We start from the raw sequence: 434 nt of genomic DNA, 5'->3' as shown, positions 1-434 counted from the left end.
ACGGCGTGGTCGACCAAATGCTACATGAACATGCGACCGCTCTATCAGCCACAACTCTCTGAAACCGGAGCCGTCGCCTGATCAAAAGTGCGAAAGATTCTGGACAGTACCGCCAAATCCCGAGACGAAGAAGAAAGATGTGGTTTGGTTCGCGCTCGAGGAGAGCCGGCCGCTGTTCTGCTTCGGCGGCATCTGGACCGAGTTCAGAGGCGACCGCGGCACCAAGTCGAAGCCGATCCCCGGCCCCACCTTGTCTACGGCTTCCTGACGACGTCACCCAATGCGGTCGTCGAGCCGATCCATCCGAAAGCAATGCCCGTGATCCGTAAGCGACGTTCGCGTCCCACTCGCAAAGGTTTGGCGTGGGGATTGCAGTCTGTTGATCAACGTGTTTGCAAATCGTTGGCGGGGGGTATGGAGGCGGCAACGACGGA

Annotated in this window: 1 pseudogene; it reads left to right on the top strand. The window is 58.8% G+C overall.

Going from position 1 to position 434, the window contains the following annotated elements:
- Positions 1–112 precede the first annotated feature (112 nt).
- Positions 113–324 (top strand): annotated as a pseudogene (locus QJT78_RS52170) (SOS response-associated peptidase); the annotation flags it as partial.
- Positions 325–434: the final 110 nt, after the last annotated feature.

It is taken from the genome of Bradyrhizobium sp. Mp27, assembly GCF_029953005.1.
Classification (GTDB): domain Bacteria; phylum Pseudomonadota; class Alphaproteobacteria; order Rhizobiales; family Xanthobacteraceae; genus Bradyrhizobium; species Bradyrhizobium barranii.
Note: the sequence above shows the minus strand (reverse complement) of the source record. Positions and strands in the feature narration are given on the sequence as shown.